Consider the following 20,795-nt stretch of genomic DNA (forward strand, 5'->3'; position numbering starts at 1 on the left):
CCCTATTTTGATTTGGACAGCATCAGTGACAATGACAACCTGTTTTCTGAACAAAACATCCGGATGAATAGTTTCAGATGGTTACGATGCTAAAAAGGCCGTTTTTAACCGATTTTGGACACTAATGGTTATATATATTGGGGGATCAATTAGCGATTATGAATATGAACAGAGGAGAAATACTCGACCAGAATCGATTGATGTCGAATTTTTAAAGGCATACCGTGAGATTAGCAATTGTCAATGTATTGATCTTTTAATCTCACCACCCCCGCCCAAGGACCACCATGTAGCACACAATATACTGCTGCGAGAGTTCTTTATCTTTTTAATGAATGAGGTTTTAATCAATACGCAAAATCCTCGTCCAAATTCAATGGCAATTATTGGATATTCCTTTGGTGCCTATCTGGCAACCTATATCGCCTTTATTCTGCCGATGGTCTATAGTTTATCAACGATAGGAGGTGGAGGGATGGATTATGCTGCCTCACAATGCCGTAACTCTTTTTTAAATAACAAAAAAATATTTATCTTTAGTAATACCAATGATGGTACAGAAGATGAAGATAGGAAATTTCTAGCATATCTCTCATCCCAAAAAATAGAATCAGAAATTTTTAAAAGAGAAGGTAGCCATACTTTTTCTGATTATGTTAACAACAATTCTGTTAAAGATGCCTTTAAGTTTGCAATAGATTCTGTTTGTCGTTATTAACCCGAATTCTTTAATATAGTTGGCCAGCAAAGGAGAATCTAATGGCCGTATTGGTGGAAGCAATTTCGGTGATTGTGCGACGGGACGCAATTGACGCGAAATACCCCGGCGGATGGAAAGCTTACGTTGATGCTGCTCCCAGCGAAACGCTGTGCTACGACGGCAAGCTTGCTCGGGTTGGCTTCATGGCACCCCATGCGGTAGAGGCTTTCATTACTCGCCTCACGGCGAACGGGTTGACCTACTTGGTCGGCGACGAGGCGCAGGACATTGCAGTTGTAGATCAGCAGCGTGGTCCCATGACTAAGTGTGAATGGCTGGAGTTCGCGAAACTGCCGTTTGGAGAAGCCGGAGGCAAGGTTTCTGCGTGCTGGTTCTTTGACAGTCCAAAGGTCGCTGCCGGTGTGCACCTTCCTGGCAAGTCACTCGACCTGTCTACCCCTTCTGGATGGAAATTCGAGGGATCCCTCAGCCATCGCTGTACCTTTGTTCCGATGGGAGGTGCCGAAGGCAGGCCTGAGCACCTACACAACAAAAAAGAGGAACAGATCACCTCAATGACGCAGTGTGGGCCAGGCGGTTCGGAAAAATACGCGCTCGTTTGGCTTCCCCGGCCATCGGAGCACGAATTTGTTAACGCCGCATTCGGAGCCGTGGAATCTACGGGACCGATTTTCCTTCCGATCTTCCTGTCAGGAGATGACCTCACCGACTTCCGACGTACTACTGAAGTGAATTTCAACGCTGTCACACTGCTCTATGGCATCCTATATGCCATTGGCGACCGCAATGCCCCATTTGAGCACTCAACATCGTCGTGCTACTTTTGCCAGGCGTTGGACAAGTTGACTGCCGCACTCAAGATGCCCGACGTTGAAACGCTCGTTCTGACGGCAGGTGCGAACGTCAGACAGGGCTTTGGTTCAGCGCTCAGTGCCACTATGTTGCGGAACGCTCTCCAGATCCTCCCGGACTCAAACAAGATCCGTTGTGACTGCATTACTGACATTTGGGTTGCTGCCGAAGAGCGCGATGAGCCGAACCACATTGAAGTTTTAACAGCCGTTACTGCCATTCTGAAGGAAATTGACTGCGCTTCGCTTGCCCAACCATTCCGCAAGTGCCTTTCCTACATTGCCACGGTTGCATTCGCCGAAGTTGATCCACAGGCAGAGGACACCTTCATCCGGCAGCATTTCTCTGATAACGATCTTGACTGGATTCCCAAGGAAAAAGAGCAGATTGCCGAGTATAGAAGAACGAAGCAGTTCTCATGGAAAGCACTTTCGATACGTTAGGGCCAACAATCGCCTGCACTTTACAATCTCATTCCATCCGTTCTTGCCTAAGTCAGTGAAAATCACGTTGGGTGTTTCAAAAGCGAATGAGGCTTTGACATATTCGTTGAAGCCTTCCTTCAACTCCGCTATGAGTTCTTCATCCAGGAGTTAAGCGTCATCAGGATAACCGTACCCACAGGCCTATCATAAAACGCAATAAAACTTGGAGAAAGACAGAGTTACTCAAAACAAATCTTTCATAATTTTGCCTTCAAATGTTCCGGCACATATTTTAACACACCGCTGAAATTTTTTACCGCGATCTTACACAGATCCTGAGTTCTCAGTGATTCCGGCACATATTCTAACGCACGGCCGTCATTTGCTACTGCAATTCTACACAGCTCCTCCGTTTTCAACTCTTCTGGCACATACTGCAGGGCTTTCCCGTATTGTCTTACAGCAATTTTACATAGTTCCTCGGTTCTCAGTGACTCCGGCACATACTGCAGGAATTCGCCTCTTCGTTTTACCATATTTCTACATTGTTCCTCAGTTATCAACTCTTCCGGCACATATTCTAACGATTTGCTGTCATTTGCTACCGCAGTTCCGCACAGATTCCCGGTTTTCAACTCTTCCGGCACATACTGCAGGGCTTTCCCGTATTGTCTTACAGCAATTTTACATAACTCCTCTGTCTTCAGCTCTCCCGGTACATATTCTAACGCACCGCCGTAATTTTCTACCGCAATTCTACATAACTCCTCAGTTATTAAATCTTTTGGCACATATTCTAACGCACTGCCGTAATCTTCTACCGCGATCTTACACAGATCCTCGGTTCTCAACTCTTCCGGCACATGTTCTAACACAAAGGGTCTATATGCTCCCGCAGTTCTACAAAGCTCCCCGGTTTTCAACTCTTGCGGCACATGTTCTAACGCCTTGCCGTCATTTGCTACCGCAATTCTACACAACTCCCTGGTTTTCAACTCTTCCGGCACATATTCTAACGCACTGCCGTCATTTTCTACCGCGATCTTACACAGATCCTCGGTTCTCAACTCTTCCGGTACGCATTGTAATAGACAAGGGTTATCTTCTACCGCAATTCTACACAGTTCCTCGGTCCTTAAAGATTCCGGTACATACTGTAATGCCCCATAGTGACTTTCTACCGCAATTCTACACAGATCCTCGGTCCTTAAAGATTCCGGTACATACTGTAATGCCCAATAGTGACTTTCTACCGCAATTCTACACAGATCATCAGTCCTCAATGATTCCGGCACATATTCTAACGCACTGCCGTCATCTTCTACAGCAATTTTACATAGCTCCTCGGTAATTAATGATTCCGGCACATACTGTAATGCCCCATAGTGACTTTCTACCGCAATTCTGCATAGCGCCTCAGTTTTCACTGACTTCGGTACATACTGTAACGTAAAGCCATATTTTACTACTGCAATTTTACACAGCTCCTCGGTTCTCAGTGACTCCGGCACATATTGCAGGTGAACGCCAAATTGTTTCACCGCAATTTTACACAGCTCCTCGGTTCTCAGTGACTCCGGCACATACTGCAGGAATTCGCCGTTTTGTTTTACAGCGATTTTACACAGCTCCTCGGTTATCAACTTTTCTGGTACATACTGTATCACAGTACCGTCCTTTATTACCGCGATTCTACACAGACTTTCTGTTTTCAGTGATTCCGGCACATGACCTAACGCACTGCCGGCTTTTTCTACCGCAATTCTACACAGATCATCAGTCCTTAATGATTCCGGCACGTGACCTAACGCACTACCTTCGTTTTCTACCGCAATTCTACACAGATCCTCGGTAATTAATGATTCCGGCACATGACCTAACGCACTGCCGGCTTTTTCTACCGCAATTCTAAATAGCTCCTCGGTCCTCAATGATTTCGGGACGTATTTTAACGCATAGCCTTTACCTTCTACTGCAATTCTGCACAAACCCTTAGTTCTCAACTTTTCTGGTACATACTTTAATGCACTACCGTAATTTTTTACCGCTATTTTACATAACTCCCTAGTCCTCAATGATTCCGGCACATGCCTTAAATCACTACCGTCTGTTCCTACCGCGATTCTAAACAGTTCGGGGGTTCTATGCTTATTTTTCACTGTCAATATTAGAAGGCCGCCATTTTTTACCGCTATTTTATACACTTCCTCAGTTCTCATATCCCGGGGCACAACCGACAAAAGATTGCCGTTTTGTTTTACCGCGATTTTACATAACTCCTCAGTTATTAAATTTTTTGGCACATACCGTAACGTATAGCCTTTATCTTCTACAGCAATTTTACATAGCTCCTCGGTTTTCAACTCTTCCGGTACATACTTTAATGCACTACCGTCGTTTTTTACCGCAATTCTACACAGGTCCTCGGTCCTTAATGACTTCGGTACACGCTTAAGACTAACGCCGCATTTTTTTAACCAACCCCTATAGAATGAAATTGTTTTCTTATTTTTTTCCATGTTATAACCTCAAACTGATACCAGCTTTCATTACAAGTGTCCCTTGAAACCATTATCCGTCCGTGAGACTTATCATTAACCCGCTCCCTTTAACTGATAAGACATGGCTCCTGACATATTTATCCTGCTCTAAACTCGCGATTCAGTAAGAACTGTAAGAACCTGGCAGCCCCTTTAAATAGTGCATGTGAAATTCGCCGAGGCGTTGAAAGCTAATTGATTTGATCTTTCCTCATTTATCACACCGTAGAAGATAAAAAGAGTATCCACCGCCTTCGACCAGGCGAAAAAGATTACCACAATCACGGCACCTTGCTTCGACTTCCCGTCCCATCACGCCCCCCGCATGAAACAACTTCTATATTTAAAATACCATATATCAAGGTACTGTGACAGAAGAGGTCACACTTCCCGGTTTTTTAATTATTTTTCCGCCGGCATCAGAAAACATCATCCACTTGATTATTTTACGGAATAACTCTATATCTTTTGGCACTCACGGGTTATTGAAAGAAATTTTAAGAGCGCAGGGGTATCTGGCCAACAACAAAGTGAGGAGACCCAATATTGAAGTAAGTCAGGCAGAGCAAAAGCTTGTTTAAAAGACGCTGGCTTCGTTTGGGTGGCTATAGCCCGCATATTTCATAAAATTTTCCGGCATAACCGAATAAACCTATAAAAGACAGCCTGTTCGAAAAGATTTTGATGTGTACTCCAAAAATTCAAATTGTCTTTCGTTTTTTGTGGTATTTTATCCTTCTAATGCCGGAAAATTTCACCCTGCGGGCGAGTCACCTTGACCGCATCCGCTGTGTTGCAGGCCGCTCGCAGTAGATTGATTACAGCTTCGCGACCTGCGCCTTGCGGCTCCGGCCAAATCGACTCGTGAAAGATGCGGGCTAGAAAAGGCGTTTATGGAATTGGCGATAACTTTTCAATATAGTCAGAATTTAATTTATTGATGTCATTACACCCGATCAATGCCATTACCCGTTCCATTTCATCTTTCAAAATCGAAAGCGCCCTGTCTACCCCTTTTTCTCCCCCGGCTGCCAATCCATATAAATAGGCCCGGCCAATCATACAGGCATCGGCGCCCAGGGCGATCGCCTTAATAATATCGGAACCTCTTGTAATACCGCCGTCAACCAATATTTCGAGCTGATCCTTTACGGCATCTTTAACCTTGGGTAAAAGTTCTAAACCCGTGGGGGCGCCGTCCAGCTGCCGGCCGCCATGATTCGATAACACGATGCCGCTGGCACCGATATCAACGGCCCTTTTTGCGTCTTCTACAGATTGTATTCCTTTTAAAAGGAAGGGGCCCTCTCCCCAGTAGTCTTTTATTTTTTTGGCATCTTCCCAGGAGACAGAGGCATCGTACTGGCCATTAATGGTATCAACTACTTTTTGCATGTCACCGCCATGGGGTAAATACCCGGTCATATTGCCCATAACCAGTTTGGGAGATGTTAAAAACCGGAATAACCATTTCGGTCTGGAGAGAGAGGCTAAAGCCATGTTTATTTTTAAGCGGAAGGTTCCATGACCGTGATGAAGATCACGTTCTCTTTTACCCAGAACCGGTGAATCTACCGCCAGATAAATACCCTTGTAACCGGACGTTTTGCAGCGATCTAAAAACTTGTACACCCAATCCCTGTTATGCCAGATATATATCTGAAAAAATAAGTCCCCTGTTGATACGGCTGCCGCATCTTCTATGGAGGTAGTCGAAACGGTTGATAAGGTATAGGGAATTTGCGCTTTATTGGCGGATTTCACAACCGCCTCCTCGCCTTTATAGTGGAAGAGACGGGAAAATCCAGTAGGCGCCAGGACAACAGGCAGGGCACTGTCCCTGCCATTTATTTGGGTTCTCAGGTTAATTGCCGTGACATCTTTCAATACTCTTGGCCGAAAACCATATGTTCTGAATACAGAACGGTTCCGCTGCATTGTAATTTCATCTTCAGCCCCGCCATCAATGTAGTCGAACGCTACACGAGGAATGCTTTTCTTAGCAAGAATCCGTAAATCATTTATGGAAGCACAACGGTCAAGATTTTTCACAGCGTAATTCCAATCTTCTTTTTTGTTTTCTATTTTCTTTATTATCATCGTTCTTAATATTATCCAAATCCTCACCGTTAACTAATTTACTGCCGATATCCGATAACAGAACAGCCCCGTTATTCCATCAATTTTTTAAATGCAAGGCCCGTCCACATAACCATTCTAATGGGGAAAACCCGGGAAGCCAGGTCCATCAGTCTGGCATCCATGCCCACCATGATCCGTTTTTTGTTTTTCTTTATGCCGCCAATAATTATCCTGGCGGCTTTGTCCGGTGAGGTTTTCGCGATCCGTGAAAAATTATCGGCAGCCGCGGCCTGATTCTGGCTGCCACCCGCCGAGTGATAGAACCGGGAGTTTGAAACGATATTGGTGTTGATACCCCCGGGATGGACGCTGCTGACAGAAACGCCGGTGCCGGCCAGTTCCTGCATCAGGGTTTCGCTGAAGGCCCGTACCGCATATTTAGACATGTTGTAAGGGCCGTTGTGGGAAAACGGGATCATGCCGTTGATGCTGGAAATATTGACGATATGACCTTTTCCGCGTTTTTTCAGCAGGGGCAGAAAGGCCCGGGTGCCATACACCACGCCCCACATGTTGATGTTGATGAGCCATTCAAAATCTTCATAAGAGACGCTTTCAAGGGATTCCGTGACAGCGACACCGGCGTTGTTGATAATCACGTCCACCCCGCCGTGATGGGCCGCCGCCTCATCGGCATACCGGTACACCTGATTTCGGTTTCCTGTGTCCACCAGATGCGAGCTGATGGATGTGCCAGGCCCTCCGGTCATCCGGACGGTTTCCTCGAGCCCGGACGCATTTATATCCGACAGGGCCAGCCGGCAGCCTTCCTGCGCCAGCCGTATGGCCAGGGCCCGGCCGATCCCCGAACCCGCACCGGTAATGGCCACCACCTTGTTTTTCAGCGAATTCATCTTTTAGCCTTTCTCATAACCTGGTCAGCTTAAGGCCATCTCTAAAAATTAGAATTTTGGTTCGAGTTCAAGGCGCGCGAGAATTTTAACCGCAGGAATACATTGGAGTATTTCGAGGATTAAAATTTGAGCGCAACGCCGAAATCGAGCCAAAAGGCAATTTTTAGAGGTGGCCTTAAAATTTATTTTAATTCTGCTCATGAGTCGATGTTAAATACATCTTAATATTCTCCGCCTTGGAATAAGTTCCATATAAAGGGAGTCCTTGTGGTATAAGGTTTTTGCTTGGTTCATCATCCCCAATCATAATTCGGATACTTCCATTTATATTTGTCGTAGAAGGTTGCTTTTGATCTTTAGAATCAGCTCCAGGTCTCCCATATACAGATCTCACAGTGATAACCCTTGGCCCTATTGATGGCGGTTTAAGGAGAAAGAGGGGACCGTCCATTGACCATTTTTGGGTTATCCATACAGGTGCTGGTATTTCTTCAGGTGTAAATTCAAGGCGGATTCTTGTTTGGCCTTTATAGACAACTTCTCCTGTCCAGGAATTTCCTGATTGCTTCAACGCCACGCTATCAGCAAGATATTTGGGATGCCCCATGGTACGTCCGGCCCAAACTGGTACCCACTTGCTTTCCGGCATCGTAAGACAATACCAGCCCGCTTCACTTTTATATGAACATCGGATCTTAATATATGCGAGCTTGTAAGGGGTGAGCGGCCATGGCCCGACCTCAATATTATCCAAAACACCTATCATTACCATGGGATGATCGGGCATATTAAATTGCTCAGGCAGAAGTTTTCTGTAAAGGGTTAAGTCTTTCGGTTCAACCAGAACAGTTATATTTTGTTGTGCTCTAAAATTATTTTGCGTTGATGCGACCATATGCATAGCTTTTTCTGCAAGATCGCCTTCAATTACCGAATACTGCCCGTTGGCGGTACGATTGTAAAAAAGAATCGATAAAACTAACAATATAATCAAACAAAGACATCCAATTACTAACAGCTTTTTTTTCATTTTTATTGTCTCCTTTTTTATTAAATATTTAGTAAATTTCTCGATTCTTAGACGTAATGACTGTTTATTACCCGATATGTTTTTTCAAAAAAATCAGTTGATCCTTTATCGTTTGTTTAAAATCGGGCTCCACGTAGACATCAAAATGGCCCCGGTCATATGTAATCAGTTTTCCTTTTGGCGCTTGTTTTGCCGCTTTAATAGTCGGCTTTGAAGGCGTTGTGGCGTCTTTTAATGCCACCTGGATTAATACGGGCACCTGTATCTTTGCCGCCAGTTTTCCGGGGGAGTAACTGCCCAATGATAAAAATATTCTGGCTGCCACCGTTTCATTAAACCGGCCTTTTTCCGGATAGAGCTTGCGCGACGCTTCAAACTCTCCCTCAGCGGTCATGGCGGCCAGTTCTCCGGGCCGGCCAAGCGCTGGCACATAAAAAGGGCTTCTGCCCAATAATGCGCGGGTAATGTCACGAAAGGCGGCAACGCCAAGCCGTACGTTCTGAGCCGGGCCTGCCGCCAGGGCTGTGGCCAAACCATTCATGTGCGGCACCTGGGAAATAACGGCCGCGATATTTTTGTCTTCTGCCGCTACGGCCAGGACATGTCCGCCGCTGAATGACGTGCCCCAGACAATGATCTTTTTTGGATCCACGCCGGGCAGGGAACGGGCGAAGGCAATGGCGGCATGCCAGTCCTGATGCTGTTTTTTGATGTCAAGAATCTGCCTTGGCTGACCATCACTGTCGCCGAAATGCCGGTAGTCAAATACCAGTGCGTGGTAACCGGCAGCGGCGAACCTTTCGGCATAGGCGTCCAGCCGCATCTCCTTTACCCCGCAGAAGCCGTGGGCAAGGATTACACACGGCATTTTTCCTGCCTGAGACGGTTTGAACAGCCACCCCCGGCAGGCTGAACCCCTTGATTGAAACTGAATATCCTCTCTCTGGATCATGATCATTTCTCCTGATTCGAAAGTTGTAAACGAATACCCGGTTGAATGAATAACTAAACCATATGTGAGTTCTAAGTATTGACCATATGTGAATATGATTTGACATTTTGTGAAAATATGAATTTAAAAAATATTGTACGGTAATGAAAAAGTTTAAATTACAAATTCTTATCGTGGAATTGATGCTATGGAGCGCCGGAAAGCGAGACGGGAGACGTTTATCGAGGCCGGCCTGGAATCATTCGGCACAATCGGATATGTCCGCTCGACCATCAGGGGGATATGCCAGCCCCGGATTGTGAGAAGTCCGCCAAACTGTTTAATGCCTGATCTGGCCTGCAGTTTATCAGCTGAAATGAAAGACAAAGGCGACGGCGGCACCGATGACCATGGTTAGAATGGCCGCGGCTATCCAGTCCCGGCTATCCAGGCGGCGCGTTTCCGGGAAGCGGGCCGTGAGGTAGAGGATAAGGACCAGGGCCATGAACGGCAGGGCCGGCAGGAAAAGGCCCAGTTCCTGGGCCGCGATCACGGCAATTATCAGGCCCGCGCCGGTTACCGGAAGGAACAGGCCGCTGACCCGCCTCTTTCGTACCATCTCATCCAGTCCTTCTCCGAGTAAATTGTCCCGGATATTGAATTTCATGCAGGCGGCCGCAAAAAAAACCAGCATCACCCAGTCCGACACACCGAAAACCGGTATGGCCCGGGCAAGGCCGGGAACGGCTGTTTTGAGGATCAGCACGTCGCCAAGCGGTACCGGCCCTTTCATTCCGCCTTTGTAATACGGCTTCAGCATATCGCTGATAACCCGGGTGGGGCCGGCCAGCACGCTTATCCCGTCGATCATGAGGACAAAAGCGGCCAGCAGAACGATTTCCGACGGTCGTTTCAGGGCGAGACAGAGCCAGGGGCCCACCAGGCAGGCCAGGACAAGCAGGTTGCCGGTCGACAGTATCTGTATGGTCATATCCGCACCCGTATTCCGGGTGGAAATAAACAAAATCGTTCCGATGGTGAGGCTGATGACGATCAGCGCGGTACGAAAGACCGGCCGTCGGGCCAGTCCGGGTTCGGCATAAACCAGGTGAAATGCCGTCAGGCCGGCCGCGGCCAGCACATGGAAAATAACAACCAGTGGTATAATCACCCCGGGCAGGTCCCCGCCGGAAAGGAGGAGCCTGCCTGTCCGCTGAAACATCATCTGCCAAAGGAACCAGGCGGCATAATACCCGCCCAGGCATGCCAGCACGGTGGTTACAGACGTTGGCGGGGGGTATGGTTTATGCTCATCGTCCGGCATGGTGAATCTCCACTATCATATGGCCCGCAGGCTCAAGACGTCCGCGATCCGATGCCGGACAGAATGGTGTCGGTCTCCCGGATAAGGCGTTCCCGCGCATCAACCGGTAAACCAAGGGGATCAAACCGGTATCGATAATGAAGCGCCAGCACGCCCATGATGCGGTCCGTCAGTTCAGGATCAGGCAGATACGTCTTTATCCTTAACAACCAGGCGACCAGGGTTTCTCCTTCAAACCGGTCATAACCCTTTGACAGCAGGGCTTGTTCCACCCTGTAAAACGGCGAATCCGTTCCCGGCCATGCCGCCGCCTCCGGCTGCTGAGCGCCTGCCGCGCCTTCAAGGCGTGTTTTCCGGTGGCGGAACAGGTTCCGTCCAAGATAAAGGATCATGGGAATCAGCAGCCACAGCATATAATTGGACAGGTTGCGGTCCTCGCCCCAGCGCCACAAGGCATAGGCGAAATAGATGTCCGACAACCGGTTGTAAAGCGGCTCCCAGATGGACACGTTTTCATTATCGGCCTGCCGCCATACCGGGGGGGTGGTGTCAACGGGAATCCATCTACCGTCAATCAAGGCCACGGCCCAGGCATGGGCGTCACGGTCCTTCACGGAAACCCAGTCCGCGTTGACCCCCGTACCCGCCGGCAGTCCGTACCCGGTTACGTATCGTGACGGGATGCCGGACGCACGAAGCAGAAGGACCGTTGCCGTGGCAAAATATTCGCAATGCCCCGAACGGGAACGCAGGAGGAAATTGGCGAGTGCCGTGCCCTGCCCCTGGTCCCGCTGTTCCAGTGAGTAGGTAAATTCATTTCGAAACCAGTCGCTTACCATATTAACGACTTGTCCGGGCGGTCGCCCTTCAAGCTGCAGTGCATGCACGACGGTCTGCACCGCCGCTGCCTCCTGATTCGGAATTTTCAGGTCATACCGGTCGGGCGGATCAAGCCCGTCCGGCACACCGCTCCGCGCCGTATACGTTACCAGTCCGGGACCGTCCTCCACCGTTACCGCGCCCAGCCGGTTCCGGCGGAAGGCGGCCGCCGGCAGACCGGTGACATCAATGGTTTCGGCCGGGAGTTTCAGCACCCCCTCACCCTGCTTCAGCGGGGCGGCTACGGTAACGGCCGCTTCCTTTGCCACACCGGGAATCAAAACCAGGCCGGCATTATTAATTCCCGGCTGAATGACCTTCAGCGAAGCCCCCATGGCGGACCATCCCGGCGGGGAATATGTATTATAAATCCCTTCACACAGAAGGTCCGGCAGGGGCCTTGCCCCGGCCCGCTTTACCCTGAAGGCGATCCGTCCCGACGGCTTCAGTTCGCCGATATCACCGATGGCCGTGGTGGCAATCAACGGATCGGTCTGCTTCATGAAGTATTTGTAATACCAGCCCGCCGTCAGTTTCTGGAGGGTGTTCATTCCGGTATGCAGCCCGAAACCGGTAACACTTATTATGGCCAGCGCCATAAACCACACGGCAAGCGGGTATCGTTTCGATCGCAGGGGATACAACCCCCAGGCGGTCAGGAGAATGACGCCGGCATAAAACCAGGGGGTTCTTACATTGGCGGCCCCGGCAGCAATGACGCATACGGCTATGTACGGAAAAGACAGGTCCACGTAGCGCGGTGTCAGTTCTCCCCGGGCCTCCCCCCGTCTCAACATCCATATCAGGGCACTGACACGGGTCTTGCCGCGCGTGCTGTATAACTGAACCGCCATTATCGGGAATATAGCCAGGGGCAGCCATTTGCCGACGACATAAAGCGCCTTGAAGGGCGTGACGCTGAGAAAATAGACAAAGAGGCCGGCAATAATCACCGCGCAGATATCCGCCACCCGGTTGAAGTCGGCCTCCTCGAAATCCCGCCGGCGTTTGACCAGTCGGGGCAGCTCCAGAACCAGGGCCATGAGCAGTGCCACGGTTATTGCGCCGGCATGGGCTCCCCAGAACAGAAGCGCACCGGTCATTATAAAGGGCGGAGGGGTCATATGGCGGCCAGTCCCTCCTTGATCTCTCCGGTTTTCAGCACATGAAAGGCCCCGGGCATATCCAGCATGGGGCCCGCGTCGATTTGGTCTTCGGCAGTTGAATTTCTGATCACCAGCACCCGCAACGGCAGACGCAACCCGCGCAGCCGGCGGACCAGTTCCTGCCGCGGCTTGTCCCATCCCAGAAGAACGCACAGGCAGCCGCTCAAGCGACCGGCATTTTCAAACACGATCGGCCACAGGGTCTCAAAGGGTTTGTCCCGGCAGGCGGTTACATCCGCCAGGATTTCAAGCATCCGACCGCTATCCGATATCCCGCGCCCGCTTGAAAAGCAGTAGGCCCGGTCCCCGACAAACATCAGGTCAAGCAGCGCCTCCCGGGTCTGGAGTGCGTCCACAAAGGAGGCCGCCACGGAGACGGCGCTTTCGAACACATCGGTTTCCCCGTCTGGTTCAAAGGTGTCCAGGATAAGCGCGTGACGCACAAAGAATTCATCCTGAAACTCTTTTATGATCGGTTTGCCTGTCCGCGCCCAGCTTTTCCAGTGGATGTGACGCAGGGGGTCACCGGGCCGGTACTCACGAACGGAAAAAAATTCCTGTGAATCCCCCACGGACGACGCCAGTGTCACGCCGCCGGGTTGAAACCGGCGGCTGCCGGGTAACGCCAGTGCCGGTACCGGATAGCGTCGGGGAAGAATCAGAACGGATTGACGGTTCCCGATATGGACCGCCGCCTTGAACAAGCCGAAGGGGTCGGGTCGGGAGATGGTCATGCCGCGCAGGTTCAGGTGTCCCCGCCTCCGGGGCATGAGTGCCACCCGGGTTTTTATCGTAGCCCCCGGTTCCATCGGCAGCAGGGAAAAGGCTTCGGCTTCGGCACGTTTCCGACACCCGACCAGCCATTGGAACCGGTACCACATGGTCCCTCGATCCCAGGCATTGCGTTTGCCCTCATCCGGTTCGGGTATGGTCAACATCTCTTCCATGCTGGGACGCGGGTCCGCCATATTTTCTATGGCCAGCAACCCCCGCTGGCGATGCCGGGTCTGGTTGGTCACGTGGAGCGAGTATGTCAGCTCTTCACCGACGGTGCCATATCGCGGAAGTTCACGCCGGATGTCAAAACGGCCCCTGAAGAACAGGCTGAACACCGCGGCAAAGGCCATTACGGGTAAAAGAAAGGCGAACACCTGGTAAATCATGGCCCGATTGGTTTCCAGGCTGAAGAGTCCCATGACCCCGACAAGCGTGATCATAAACCAGCCGGCACGTGTAATCCGGCGTTCGCGCCACACGTCCCAGGCGTAGAAAAAGCGATAGCTTCGATAGAGAAAACGATTAAGCATCAGCTGTGGTCCGGGTTATGACGGCACCGGCACTGTTTCCAGAATGCTCCTGACAACATCCGCCATGGTCCGGCCGGCAAAAGTCGCCTGGTGGCTCAGAACCATCCGGTGGGCAATCGCCGGAACCGCCAGTTCCTGGACGTGTTCCGGCGTCACATATTCAAGACCGTCGTACAGGGCGAGGGCCTTGGCGGTCTTCATGAGCGTCAGAGACGCCCTGGGGCTTCCCCCCAGTTCGACACCCTCGACATTCCGGGTTTCGCGCACTATCGTCACGATATAGTTTTTCAATTCTTCACTGATGCGTACCGCTTTGACCGCCCGCTTCAGGGCCATGACATCGTCGGTATTCACGCAGGGCGACACCTGCTCGATGGGATGACGGTTTTTCTGGTCCGTCAGAATGGCGACTTCATCAGCGGCGGACACATATCCCAGGTCGAACTTCAACGCGAACCGGTCCATCTGGGCCTCCGGCAGGGGATACGTTCCCCGGGACTCCACCGGATTCTGGGTGGCGATAACAAAAAAAAGATCTTCCAGCCGCCGGGCTTCACCGTCAATGCTGACCTGGCCTTCCGCCATCGCTTCCAGCAGAGCGGATTGGGTCCGCGGTGATGCCCGGTTAATCTCGTCCACCAACAGGATATTCGTAAAAATCGGGCCTTTGTGCAGGTTAAAGACCTGGTCCTGCTGGTTGAAAATCGATACCCCCAGGATATCGGACGGCAGGAGGTCCGGCGTGAACTGTATCCGGCGAAACCGGGTATTGATGCTCAAGGCCAGCGTTTTGGCCAGGGTGGTCTTGCCGGTTCCCGGATAATCCTCCAGCAGGATGTGGCCGCCGCTCCCGAAACCGGCCAGCATCAGCCGTATGGCGGCGGCCTGACCCCTCATGACGGTTTCGATATTGGTTGTCAGCTTCCGGTAGGTTTCATGGGCTGCGTTCAGATCACTGCCGGCAGAGTCATCCTTCATTCGCGCTCCCCTTATTTTTGAAGTTCTGGACCGGATAACGATAATACAGGGATCTGTCGGCGGTCAAGCCGGAACACCGCATTTCTGGAAATCTATCACGGGCGTTTTTCACTCTTGTGTCGACAAATAACTTTGCCGGTACTCACCGGGGGTAAAACCCGTCCATTTTTTAAAAGCCCGGTTAAAGGCGCTTTGTTCGGAATAGCCGAGCAGGAAGGTAATATCGATAATCGCTATCCGGGATTGTTCAAGCAGCTGTATGGCGTGCTCTCTTTTTACCTTATCCAGTATGTCCTGGTATTTTACACCTTCTTTGCTTAACCTGATCTGAAGGCTTCTTTTGCTCATGGCAAGCTGACCGGAAATGGTTTCTATGTCCGTCTTGCCGGAAAGCAGATTCTGAATGATTGCGGTTTCAACCTGCACGGAAAACAGGTCTTCACGATATATCTTTTTTTGAAGTTTTTCAGCATATGACTTAAGCGTGTCAAGAATTCCGACATTGGCGACCAGGACAGGAAGATCCAGATGTTTTTTACTAAAGGTCATTTTATTTTCCTGCTGACTGAACAGCACGGGTATTTTAAAAATACGTTCATGCTCTTTTGTGCTTGAAGGAGACGGATGAATAAACTGAACGCTGTCAAGCCGGACCTCTTTCCCGGTCAGGCGGGTTAACAGATTAGTGTAATAAGCAAAATGGCCTTCAATGAATTGTCGGAGCTCATTCATATCTGTAATTTGATATTGCAATTCAAGAGACAGGGATGCGGTATTCCCGGTCTGAGAGAACACAGGCACGGCCACATCATGCATCAGGGGGTAATACTTGCAAAAATTGGTTAATGCTTCTCCCAGGGTGGGAGAGTTAAACGTGATCACATGCATGGCGTCCATAAAAAAATCAAACGCTTCTCCCAGGTGCAGTCCTATATCAGGGTCATAAATGAGCTTCAGGACTTCACTTGCCAGGCCATGCCCCTGTTCGGCGGGTAACCGCCCATTCGGGGCCTTAAGTAAATTGGAATCAAAACCCACTTTTTTAAAAAACCATTCGGGATCAATACCAAGTCTATCCCCCTCCTTGACAAGCATATTAATGAAGTCAACCGAAAAACTGGGTTCTTTTCCGGTTCGGGTCTGATTTTTCGTCAACTCATTCGGCATGTTCGATCTCTTCTTGATGGAATGTCGGTCTGTTTTCCTAAAATACCCCGTATTTTATAAATTCATTTTTTCACAAATTGTCAAATCATATTCACATATGGTCAATACATAGCGCTCGAATATGATTTAAGTTACCTGTTCAACTGGCCGTTATTTTACACATTGGAGAAGGAGAGTGTCATGTTTAAAAACAAAACCATACTCATCACCGGCGGATCATCCGGGCTTGGACTGGGGTTGGCTCAGGCACTTTTAGAAAGAGGCGCGCGCCTGATTCTTCTGGCCCGCACGCCTGAAAAACTTGAGCAGGCAAAAAAGATGTTGCTGGAAAACGTTCCCGGCGGAAATGTAGATATCGTCCCCGTGGATGTAAGCGACCGCGAGGCGTTACAGGAAGCGCTTCATGACGTACTGCGGCAGCAGCCCTCCCTGGACATGGTCATCAATAATGCGGGGATATTAAAGGAAGGATATTTTGAAAAACTGGGGGCAACGGACTTTAAAGAGATGTTCGGCGCCAACTACTTTGGCTGTCTTTATGTGACGCAGATCACCTTGCCGTACTTAAAAAGGTCCCGGGGCCGACTGATCAACGTTGCCTCCGTGGCGGGATTGACCGGAGGTTTTGGACTTTCCGCCTACGGCTCATCAAAGTATGCACTGGCAGGACTGACAGAAACATTACGCTGCGAGCTAAAGCCACAGGGCATCACGGTTCAAATGGTGTGCCCTCCGGAATTTTTATCTCCCATGGTTGAGGAACTGGATACCTATCGGACGCCGGAAAACCTGGCGCATACACAGATGATTCCCAGACTGTCTCTGGATGCTCTGGTAAAAGATACAATAAAAGGCATTGAAAAAAACCGGTTTAAAATTATCCCCGGCCGGCGGACACGATTGATGCTTCTCGGGGCGCAGCACTTTCCCTGTATCAGCCGTCGTATTGCCGACCAGGTGATCAAAAAAGCCTATGTCGGCCCCGATCAACATAAAGGGATTCCTGACATACAACGGTTTGATGCTGCGTCTGTTTATATTATGGTAAAACGCCGTCCGTTTTCAGGGGCAGGAAGATTTAAGCGTGCCCTGTTGTCAGACTTTGCCGGGGAAGCCGCATCCGTTAGAAACACGTTGGACTATACAACGTTCAAGCAACATCATCTTGTCACGGGAGGCTCCTTAGCCGCTCTTTCCTATATTGCGACACGAAAGCATGTAAGTGTGTCATTGCTGAGCCGCATCCGCGGCCTGACACCTCCAGCGCCTTATCATATTTCATTGTTTCCATACTATGACGCGGTGCTGGAATTTCAATTTGCCGGCCAGTTGTCGAATGAACAGAGAACAACGATCAATGACCTTGCTCATTATCTGACCAATATCTCTAAAAGAGTATCCGTGGTGGAGAGCAATGTCCGCTATCAGGCATTCGACGATAAGAGCCCCGCGAAAAAGAATCCTTTTCACCTGGTGTTCATTTCACAGGAGCCATCTCATCTTGCGCGTGAGCAGGCGCAAAAGCACTGGATAAATGAGCATGCCGCTTTCGTCGTCAATAATGTCAAGTATACCAAAATGAAGCGCTACCGGATTTCCCATGCAACGCTTGATAAAAAAAGCGTGTTTGAAAACAGGTATGGCGGTATCGCGTTTGTTGAATTTAAAAACCTGCCGGCGTTTATGCTTAACATGCTCAATCCTAATGCGGTAAGGCTCAATAATTCAATCGTGCTTGATGAAATGAATTTATCGGCTGATTCCGGAATTATGTTAATGGAAGAATACGACAGCATGAATTGAACACGGTATGGCGTTGTATGTCGGCATACCAACCAACGGGTCCAGTTCCAGATCATTGGTCAATTCATTTGCATTGGCGCCTTGCCGTTCCATGCCGTTTTTTTCCGGATGCATGATCTGTCTACCCCAGCCGTGGGACATGGAAACAACCCCTTTCCGGATGGTGTCGTCAAACATGGTTTTTATCTTAACTGCGCCGGTCTTGGTTCTGACCTCTACCATCTGGTTTTTGTTAAGGGGACGTCTATGATTTTATGCGCTTCTTGAGTACTGCGGGAAGAAACGCATAAAATCATAGACGTCCCCACTTTTTTTCCCAAAAAACAGTTGACAAAACCTGGATTTTTGGGTTAGTTGACTAACTAATAAGTGTTTTAAGAAATTGCACCAGCAAAAGAGCTTAAAAAGGTATATTCACAAAAAACCTTCAGAAAGTAGTTACTTAAACCGTTCACGGTATCAGCCTTTTTCACTCTGAAAGTTTTTATTATGGCATTCAGTATGCATCTTAATGCCCAGGAAAGGTCAATTAGTGTGATAAAAAAACATTACTCGATTTGCTGTCTCTGTGGTGCTGCGTGTGGTATTGAAATCCAACACAAAGACGGGAATCTTGTATCCATACGTGGTGATAAAGCCAACCGTCATAGTCGAGGATTTATCTGTCCCAAAGCTGTTGCTTTAAAGGACATCCATAATGATCCAGATCGCCTGCGACATCCAGTGATTAGAAAAGGAGACAAATGGGAGGAAATCTCCTGGAAGGATGCATACGAGTACACGGGGCAAAAAATCCGACAGGTACAAAAAACCTATGGGAACGATTCAGTTGGCGTTTATATCGGAAATGCCATGGAGCACAATTATGATTCCGTACTTCCTCTCCTGACGTTTGTAAATGGATTTAAAACACGCAATCGCTATTCAGCCATTTCAGTCGATTCTTTGGCACGATTAGCAGCATCACTGCTCTTGTATAATAATCAAGCTATCCTACCCACACCAGATATAGAGAGAACTGACATTTTTCTCATCATAGGTGCCAACCCCCTGGTTTCAAACGGCAGTATAATGACAGCGCCAGACACCAAAAAAAGATTCAAAGAAATACAAAAACGGGGGGGTAAAATTATTGTCATTGATCCGAGGCGTACCGAAACTGCTGCTGCTGCAGATGCGCACTACTTCATTAAACCCGGTACAGACGCGCTGTTGTTGTTTGCAATGATTGATACCTTATTCAAAGAAAAACAAATAGACACAAGTCGTCTTCGCCCTTTTGTGGATGGAATTGAAAAGTTAAAACAGTACGCAGCCGGTTATTCTCCAGAAATCGTATCGCCTGTTGTGGGGATAGCACCAGAAGAGATCCGAAATATAGCCAGGGAATTTGGAACTGCCAAACATGCTGTCTGCTATGGGCGATTGGGCGTATCCACCCAGGAATTTGGAACTTTAAGCACATGGCTGATCGATATTTTAAACATAATTACCGATAATATGGACACTCCTGGCGGCGCCATGTTTAATACGCCAGCCGTGGATTTGCCAGGCCTTGCGAATCTGTTTCGATTACCCGGCACATTCAATCAATACCAGAGTCGTGTGAGCGGCCTGCCTGAATTCAATGGGGAACTTCCTGTGGCTGCTTTAGCAGAGGAGATGGAAACTCCCGGCTCCGGTCAGATCAAAGCTTTATTCACTGCCGGGGGAAATCCCCTTTTATCACTACCCAATACAAAACGATTGCAAAAGACATTTGAAAATTTGGAATTTATGGCTTCGATTGATTACTACATAAACGAGACCACCAAATTCGCAAATATCATTTTTCCACCCACATCATTTTTTGAACGAGATCGATATCCGGTTATTGAGCTTATGACCGGTGTTCACAACTTTGCCCAATATTCACCAGCTGTATTTCCCAAGTCAGACAACGCAAAACATCTATGGGAGATAATGGTGGATCTCAGTTATTATATGGATAAACATCGCGGATATTTATCTAAAATAATGGGTTGGATTAAATGGGTCGCTGTCAAAAATGTTGTAACACCCAAATTCCAGCTGGATTGTCTATTGAGACTGGGGCCACAAAAACTATCCATCCGAAAACTATTAGGCCATCCCCACGGCCTTCTTATCGGTCCTCTTCAACCCAGATTAAAAAGCATTATCAATACAAAAAACAAACGCATTAATCTCTTTTCTTCCCCGGTGATTAAAGATCTTGAAAGGTTATCCCTTAAACTGAAACAGACACCTTCCAATGGCAATGGGAAATTTCTTTTAATTTCCCGGAGAACATTGCGCAGTATGAATACCTGGATGCACAACAGCCCAAGACTTGTTGGCGGCCCCCATCGGTGTACCTTGATGATTCATCCCGAAGATGCAAAACAAAAGGGTTTATCGCCAGATCAACGTGTCGTTGTTAAATCAAGAGTAGGCAGCATTACTGTTCAGATTAAAATAACTGATGAAGTTATGCCAGGTGTAGTCAGCCTGCCATTTGGATGGGGCCACAATCAGTCTAAGACAAAACTTTCCATCGCCAATCAACATGCAGGCGCCAACATGAATGACATCGTTGATGATGAATTCTATGACCAACTTTCAGGCAGCTCTGCATTGGGTGGTATACCTGTAGATATTACCAGCGTAGGGTGATAA

General features: G+C 48.8%; 14 protein-coding genes and 1 pseudogene. 4 read left to right on the top strand and 11 right to left on the bottom strand.

Annotated features, from left to right (window positions below; genetic code table 11):
* The first annotated feature begins 124 nt into the window (after positions 1 to 124).
* Together AB1724_06435 and AB1724_06440 are read left to right on the top strand one after the other, a co-directional pair.
* Positions 125 to 718, top strand: a complete 594-nt coding sequence (locus tag AB1724_06435) for a hypothetical protein (protein ID MEW6077427.1) — start codon at positions 125 to 127, stop codon at positions 716 to 718.
* Between the two features lie 41 nt (positions 719 to 759).
* On the top strand, positions 760 to 2,016 hold the full coding sequence (locus AB1724_06440; protein MEW6077428.1) for a hypothetical protein: 1,257 nt from the start codon (positions 760 to 762) through the stop codon (positions 2,014 to 2,016).
* A 239-nt stretch (positions 2,017 to 2,255) separates the two neighbouring features.
* Here the strand turns inward: AB1724_06440 and AB1724_06445 are convergent, their stop codons facing one another.
* The 10 genes from AB1724_06445 to AB1724_06490 form a co-directional block, all read right to left on the bottom strand.
* Positions 2,256 to 4,517 (bottom strand): DUF4116 domain-containing protein, encoded by a 2,262-nt coding sequence (locus tag AB1724_06445; protein MEW6077429.1) that lies wholly within the window; start codon positions 4,515 to 4,517, stop codon positions 2,256 to 2,258.
* Positions 4,518 to 5,429: 912 nt separating this feature from the next.
* Positions 5,430 to 6,638 carry an alpha-hydroxy acid oxidase gene (locus AB1724_06450; GenBank protein ID MEW6077430.1) on the bottom strand — a complete coding sequence of 403 codons (1,209 nt, stop codon included), beginning with the start codon at positions 6,636 to 6,638 and terminating at the stop codon, positions 5,430 to 5,432.
* 71 nt (positions 6,639 to 6,709) lie between these two features.
* Positions 6,710 to 7,534 (bottom strand): SDR family oxidoreductase, encoded by an 825-nt coding sequence (locus tag AB1724_06455; protein ID MEW6077431.1) that lies wholly within the window; start codon positions 7,532 to 7,534, stop codon positions 6,710 to 6,712.
* A gap of 187 nt (positions 7,535 to 7,721) precedes the next feature.
* Positions 7,722 to 8,564 carry an acetoacetate decarboxylase family protein gene (locus AB1724_06460; GenBank protein ID MEW6077432.1) on the bottom strand — a complete coding sequence of 281 codons (843 nt, stop codon included), beginning with the start codon at positions 8,562 to 8,564 and terminating at the stop codon, positions 7,722 to 7,724.
* A gap of 67 nt (positions 8,565 to 8,631) precedes the next feature.
* Complete coding sequence (locus AB1724_06465; GenBank protein MEW6077433.1) at positions 8,632 to 9,522, bottom strand: alpha/beta fold hydrolase; 891 nt, start codon at positions 9,520 to 9,522, stop codon at positions 8,632 to 8,634.
* A 340-nt stretch (positions 9,523 to 9,862) separates the two neighbouring features.
* On the bottom strand, positions 9,863 to 10,819 hold the full coding sequence (locus tag AB1724_06470) for a hypothetical protein (protein ID MEW6077434.1): 957 nt from the start codon (positions 10,817 to 10,819) through the stop codon (positions 9,863 to 9,865).
* A gap of 32 nt (positions 10,820 to 10,851) precedes the next feature.
* The gene (locus AB1724_06475; protein MEW6077435.1) at positions 10,852 to 12,822 is read right to left on the bottom strand and encodes a transglutaminase-like domain-containing protein; all 1,971 of its coding nucleotides are present in this window, start codon (positions 12,820 to 12,822) and stop codon (positions 10,852 to 10,854) included.
* Positions 12,819 to 14,171: a DUF58 domain-containing protein gene (locus tag AB1724_06480; GenBank protein MEW6077436.1), complete on the bottom strand. Its 1,353-nt coding sequence runs from the start codon at positions 14,169 to 14,171 to the stop codon at positions 12,819 to 12,821. Before AB1724_06480 ends, AB1724_06475 begins: the two co-directional genes overlap by 4 nt.
* 15 nt (positions 14,172 to 14,186) lie before the next feature.
* Entirely contained in the window at positions 14,187 to 15,149 is a 963-nt protein-coding gene (locus AB1724_06485) for a MoxR family ATPase (protein ID MEW6077437.1), read from the bottom strand.
* A gap of 108 nt (positions 15,150 to 15,257) precedes the next feature.
* The gene (locus tag AB1724_06490; GenBank protein ID MEW6077438.1) at positions 15,258 to 16,316 is read right to left on the bottom strand and encodes an AraC family transcriptional regulator; all 1,059 of its coding nucleotides are present in this window, start codon (positions 16,314 to 16,316) and stop codon (positions 15,258 to 15,260) included.
* 180 nt (positions 16,317 to 16,496) lie between these two features.
* Between AB1724_06490 and AB1724_06495 the strand changes: the two genes are divergently transcribed.
* Positions 16,497 to 18,119, top strand: a complete 1,623-nt coding sequence (locus tag AB1724_06495) for an SDR family NAD(P)-dependent oxidoreductase (protein ID MEW6077439.1) — start codon at positions 16,497 to 16,499, stop codon at positions 18,117 to 18,119.
* Here the strand turns inward: AB1724_06495 and AB1724_06500 are convergent.
* Positions 18,090 to 18,350, bottom strand: a pseudogene (locus AB1724_06500) (molybdopterin dinucleotide binding domain-containing protein). The gene AB1724_06495 and the pseudogene AB1724_06500 sit on opposite strands and share 30 nt — an antisense overlap.
* 303 nt (positions 18,351 to 18,653) lie before the next feature.
* Here AB1724_06500 and AB1724_06505 point away from each other — a divergent pair.
* Positions 18,654 to 20,792: a molybdopterin-dependent oxidoreductase gene (locus AB1724_06505; GenBank protein ID MEW6077440.1), complete on the top strand. Its 2,139-nt coding sequence runs from the start codon at positions 18,654 to 18,656 to the stop codon at positions 20,790 to 20,792.
* Positions 20,793 to 20,795 lie beyond the last annotated feature (3 nt).

Source organism: Thermodesulfobacteriota bacterium (assembly GCA_040753795.1).
Classification (GTDB): Bacteria; Desulfobacterota; Desulfobacteria; order Desulfobacterales; family Desulfosudaceae; genus JBFMDX01.

Coding starts and splice junctions, on each gene's coding strand:
- AB1724_06465 (MEW6077433.1), bottom strand. CDS start 9,522: ATGATCATGATCCAGAGAGAGGATATTCAGTTTCAATCAAGGGGTTCA.
- AB1724_06460 (MEW6077432.1), bottom strand. CDS start 8,564: ATGAAAAAAAAGCTGTTAGTAATTGGATGTCTTTGTTTGATTATATTG.
- AB1724_06470 (MEW6077434.1), bottom strand. CDS start 10,819: ATGCCGGACGATGAGCATAAACCATACCCCCCGCCAACGTCTGTAACC.
- AB1724_06440 (MEW6077428.1), top strand. CDS start 760: ATGGCCGTATTGGTGGAAGCAATTTCGGTGATTGTGCGACGGGACGCA.
- AB1724_06480 (MEW6077436.1), bottom strand. CDS start 14,171: ATGCTTAATCGTTTTCTCTATCGAAGCTATCGCTTTTTCTACGCCTGG.
- AB1724_06435 (MEW6077427.1), top strand. CDS start 125: ATGGTTATATATATTGGGGGATCAATTAGCGATTATGAATATGAACAG.
- AB1724_06485 (MEW6077437.1), bottom strand. CDS start 15,149: ATGAAGGATGACTCTGCCGGCAGTGATCTGAACGCAGCCCATGAAACC.
- AB1724_06455 (MEW6077431.1), bottom strand. CDS start 7,534: ATGAATTCGCTGAAAAACAAGGTGGTGGCCATTACCGGTGCGGGTTCG.
- AB1724_06475 (MEW6077435.1), bottom strand. CDS start 12,822: ATGACCCCTCCGCCCTTTATAATGACCGGTGCGCTTCTGTTCTGGGGA.
- AB1724_06495 (MEW6077439.1), top strand. CDS start 16,497: ATGTTTAAAAACAAAACCATACTCATCACCGGCGGATCATCCGGGCTT.
- AB1724_06450 (MEW6077430.1), bottom strand. CDS start 6,638: ATGATAATAAAGAAAATAGAAAACAAAAAAGAAGATTGGAATTACGCT.
- AB1724_06490 (MEW6077438.1), bottom strand. CDS start 16,316: ATGCCGAATGAGTTGACGAAAAATCAGACCCGAACCGGAAAAGAACCC.
- AB1724_06445 (MEW6077429.1), bottom strand. CDS start 4,517: ATGGAAAAAAATAAGAAAACAATTTCATTCTATAGGGGTTGGTTAAAA.